Origin of the sequence: Flavobacterium caeni, from assembly GCF_900101895.1 — a bacterium.
Classification (GTDB): Bacteria; Bacteroidota; Bacteroidia; order Flavobacteriales; family Flavobacteriaceae; genus Flavobacterium; species Flavobacterium caeni.
Map to the genome: position 1 here is coordinate 1 of NZ_FMVF01000044.1, position 4314 is coordinate 4314.

The 4314-nt window shown below is 34.6% G+C and carries 5 protein-coding genes; 4 read left to right on the forward strand and 1 reads right to left on the reverse strand.

Going from position 1 to position 4314, the window contains the following annotated elements:
* The coding region (locus tag BLP55_RS17225) for a hypothetical protein (protein WP_211516849.1) at nt 1-251 on the reverse strand (251 nt) is incomplete at its 3' end.
* Nucleotides 252-624: 373 nt separating this feature from the next.
* On the opposite strand from BLP55_RS17225, the gene BLP55_RS16260 reads away from it, so the two are divergent.
* From BLP55_RS16260 to BLP55_RS16280, 4 genes are all read left to right on the forward strand, one after another.
* Nucleotides 625-816: a cold-shock protein gene (locus tag BLP55_RS16260; RefSeq protein WP_091147324.1), complete on the forward strand. Its 192-nt coding sequence runs from the start codon at nt 625-627 to the stop codon at nt 814-816.
* A 237-nt stretch (nt 817-1053) separates the two neighbouring features.
* The gene (locus BLP55_RS16265; protein WP_091147327.1) at nt 1054-1503 is read left to right on the forward strand and encodes a hypothetical protein; all 450 of its coding nucleotides are present in this window, start codon (nt 1054-1056) and stop codon (nt 1501-1503) included.
* A gap of 174 nt (nt 1504-1677) precedes the next feature.
* The gene (locus tag BLP55_RS16270) at nt 1678-2514 is read left to right on the forward strand and encodes a T9SS type A sorting domain-containing protein (protein WP_091147333.1); all 837 of its coding nucleotides are present in this window, start codon (nt 1678-1680) and stop codon (nt 2512-2514) included.
* A 783-nt stretch (nt 2515-3297) separates the two neighbouring features.
* Entirely contained in the window at nt 3298-4098 is an 801-nt protein-coding gene (locus tag BLP55_RS16280; protein WP_139149798.1) for a hypothetical protein, read from the forward strand.
* Nucleotides 4099-4314: the final 216 nt, after the last annotated feature.

The window sequence follows — 4314 nt, forward strand, 5'->3', positions numbered from 1 at the left end:
CCGAGCTTTGTCAGGTTTTCATATGACTCTCTTTGCGCTGAAATCCAAATCAGAGAGTTCGCTGCAAACGAGTAAATTTCCAGCCAATCTTTAGCGAATTTCTTAGCCGAAAATCTTCGTGGAGTTTCGTTGTCGTTATCTTCAGGAATTTCTTGTCGGCTTCCAGGAAAAATCTTCCAAACGAGAATGATAAACAAAGGAAATATAAAACCGAACTGGATCAATTTACTTTGCCAGGCGTCATCGTGCAACACTGCATTTACGCAAGAGCTGGTTTTTAGTGACTTGAAACATTTTTCAAACCAAGAAAGTTGTATCTTGGCAGAGGGAACTCTGCTCCCATTTCCGCTCCTGCGCAAATGCAGGGAACGTTATAGGCAACCGATGAGCAACAGAATCTAAAGTCGATTACTTTGAATTCTGATATGAAAATTTTACGCTTCGAAACTATAAAATATAACCGAAAAATCCGTCTAGTTTTAGCCGTAGTTCTTTGTAAAAATTTCAATAAATTTTATTTTTCATTGAAATATTTATATTGCAGAAATAATATTTTTAAAAATTATTTAAAAAATGTAATAATAAAAGCATATCTTTGCTTCATTATTAATACAATATTTTATTATGAACGAAGGAACAATTAAGTTTTTCAATGAAGCAAAAGGCTTCGGATTTATCACTCCAAACAATGGTGATAAAGATGTTTTCGTACATGCTAGTGGTCTAAATGAATCAGTACGTGAAAACGACAATGTAACCTACTCCGTAGAAAATGGACAAAAAGGTTTAAATGCTGTAAATGTAAACGTTATCTAAGATATATTTTACCTGTACCAAATTAAGCCAGTCTAAATAGATTGGCTTTTTTATTTAAATGAGTCGGCAGCCTATAACAGCGCAGTTAAGCAAGAGCTGGTTTTTCGTGGCCGGACGTTTTTTCTTCACGAAGAAAGTCTTATCTTGGCAGAGAGTACTCAGTTCGCTTTTCCGCTCCTGCGTAACTGCGCGAAACGTTAGCGGCAAGTTTCCCAGAATGTACTCAAAACAACGAAAATGCTAATATTTGACACTAAAATTGGAATGACTCAATACATGTTATCAATCTTGGGTTGCTTTTACATTCTTCCTCTTTCTTATTTGTGTTTTTATGAAAATAAAAGTAATGATTTAGGAAAAATCTCAATTGGAATTATTTTCATCATAGTCGCAATTATTCAATTTTCATTTACTTTAAAATCAATTCAAGTTTATTCAGATTCTTTAGTAATACATCGACCTTGTTTTATTTTTAAACGAAATAGAAAGTTTGCAAAAAAAGAAATTCAGAACGTTAGTTTTATACAATCGACATCCAGAATCGGTGCCGGAAATTACTTAGTAGTCAAATCAAAAGATTCAGAAGAAAGTTTTATGCTGCTATATTCAAACAGAATATTGAAAAGTTTAGTAGAGAAATTCAAAGAAATGGAAATTGAAACTGAAGTAAAATTCAAAATAGTCTAATGGAATACGAAACCAGCCGCTAACACTGTATTTACGCTAGAGCTGGTTTTCAGTAAGTTGAATGTTTTTCTAAACCAAGAAAGCTTTATCTTAGCAGAGAATACTCTGCTCCCATTTCCGCTCCAGCGCAAATACAGGGAACGTTGGCAGAAATGACAGAAAAACATCGTACACATGAAGAAAACTTTAATCTATTTGTTCCTGTTTGTAAATATTTGGGCTACTAAGGCTGAATATCATCCAATGCTCAATAATCCAAAGTGGATAATTCGTGTTTATCCCTTTATTGGGCCTGAACCGTATTTCGATATTATTAGCGGAGGAAACGAAGTGACAATTGGCTCTTTTACTTATCTAAAAATATATGATCCAGTTTACCAACAAGATTTATATTTTAGGGAAGATGTCAATACCAAAAAAGTATTTCAATATTTAGAAGGCAATGATGTTGTCGTTTTTGACTTTAGTCTAGAAGTTTCTGACACCATAACCTTTGAAAATGGAATAACGTATACCGTCACATCTGTTTCGGAGATTTCTGTAAATGATGGTACGAGAAAAACAATATTACTAAATTCGGTACTTGGTAGTGAATATTGGGTTGAGGGAATTGGTTCACTTGGTCATCCATTAATATCACATATTGTTCTTTCGGAACCAACGGTAACTTTAAGTTGCAATTTTCAAAATGATATAAATATTTATAGCGCTTTGAACGTAGATTGTGAAAACCTTTTAAAAATAAACACAAATAACAAAATTAGCTCGGACATAAAATTGTTCCCAAACCCCTTGACCATTGAAACTACAATCGAGTTAAAGGAGCACTTAAAAAACGGATCTGTAAAGATTTTCAATTCCGTTGGTCAATTAGTCATGGAATTGAAAAACAAAAATGGCAGACGAATAATTGTGAATAGAGGGAATTTAACGGATGGCGTTTACAATCTCCAATTATTTGATAGCAATGTGTTAGTTGCAAATAGAAAAATTGTTATTCAAAGCCAATAGTCACTTCTGCCAACAGCCGGTAAGCAAAATCGCTGAAAATCTGTTTGTTGAACGTTTGTTTTCACGTAGAAAGTTTTATCTTGGCCGAGCGAACTCCGCTTCGCTTTGGTCAGCGACTTCGCTTACCGGCGAAACGTTAGGCGAACCACACAACGAAATGACAAAAATTCAACAGATCGGATTTATTATAAGTTTACTGTTTGTATTCTATACAATTTGGGGAAATTATTACGATGAGAAACGATTTTATAAAAAGTTATTTAATCTGAAATATTTATCATACACAATATTAGTGACAATAATATTTGCATTGGTTGGCACTTGTCTGGACATAAAATATTTTAGCTTTTCTGTACAAACCTCTGTCTACTTCATACCAACAAATCTTATTTTCATTCTCCATCTAATGAATCTAATATCGCTACTGATTAATAAAAGAAATTTTAATTCAATTAGACAAGGAGACAATATAAAAAACGGTAGAGGCTGTTTGGACATATTGATAACAATGCTAATCATTTTTTTTACATTTGTTGTGCCGGTTTGTATATTTAATTTAATTATTAATGGTCGATTAACGAACTAGTGATTCGCCTAACCGCCGTTTCAAGCCATTGCCGGGTTTTTGGTCGCCGGAAGTTGCGGTTTCACGAAGAAATATTATCTTCGGCAGAGAGAACTCAGTTCGCTCCGCCGGCAACGTCGTGAAGCGGCCTAACGTTATGGGCAAGTTTTCCGGACGAAACCGAATAAAAACAACATTGAATTGAAACTCAATTACACATGAAATATTTATATTCTAATCCTGAGCGTAATCACATAATTATTAAAGGTAGAGAAGAAGTTTTTCGAAACTTTATTGATTCAGACTATAATGGGATGAAACATAAAGTTAGAAATTCCATAAGTCCAAATAGTGAAGACGCACTAACTTGGAGTTGTTTTGAGGCTTTGTCACATTTGCCTTTAGATTTGAAAATCGCTGCTCTAGATGAAATACTTGAAGATTCATACGAAGGCAAATGTAATTTTAGCTTTTCTGCAAATAAATACTCTGAAAAGGAAATTCAAATTTTTGTTGGTAAAAAATATTCGGTAGAAATAAATAAAAAAGAAAGCACGGAAGTTGACGCCAGCATCGAATTGCCAGATAAGTTGATCTTCATTGAAGCTAAACTTTACAGTTCAATAAGCTTAGCTGACGAAAAAAAATCTCATGACCAAATCGCACGAAAGCTCCGTGTTGGCTTGGGTTGCGAGGAATGTAAGAATAGGGAATTCTATTTTATCTTTTTAGATATTGCTCCACCCGATATGCTTCTGAAATATACTAGAGAAAAGAAGAGCAAAGAAAATGCGCTTAATAAATCTCCAAAAAAATGGAAAAGTGCATGGTGGTTTAAATACTACAAATATGGTCGGCGAAAAAGTCTAAAACCTTTAACCGAAAGTCTAAATGGGATAAAAGTTGAATCTATTGAGAAAGTTTCTGAAAACATGGGTTGGCTAACTTGGAGTGATTTGTATAAAAATATTCTTCGAGGATTAATTAAATATTTACAACAAGTAAAGGAAACTAATTAAACCTGCCCATAACCGCCGCCAGCCGCAATAGCTGGTTTTTCGGTAGCCGGAAATTGCTGTTCACGAATAAAGTTTATCTTCGGCAGAGAGAACTCAGTCCGCTCTGACGCTACTGCGGCTGGCGGCCTAACGTTGCACGAAAACGCCGAGGGAAACCCGGAAATGATCGCGCAGAATCCACTTCCTTATCCAATCTTTGTCGTTATTTTTCATATG

Excerpts from the sequence above, each read along its gene's own strand:
- BLP55_RS16260 (WP_091147324.1), top strand. The coding sequence starts at position 625 with ATGAACGAAGGAACAATTAAGTTTTTCAATGAAGCAAAAGGCTTCGGA.
- BLP55_RS16270 (WP_091147333.1), top strand. The coding sequence starts at position 1,678 with ATGAAGAAAACTTTAATCTATTTGTTCCTGTTTGTAAATATTTGGGCT.
- BLP55_RS16265 (WP_091147327.1), top strand. The coding sequence starts at position 1,054 with ATGCTAATATTTGACACTAAAATTGGAATGACTCAATACATGTTATCA.
- BLP55_RS16280 (WP_139149798.1), top strand. The coding sequence starts at position 3,298 with ATGAAATATTTATATTCTAATCCTGAGCGTAATCACATAATTATTAAA.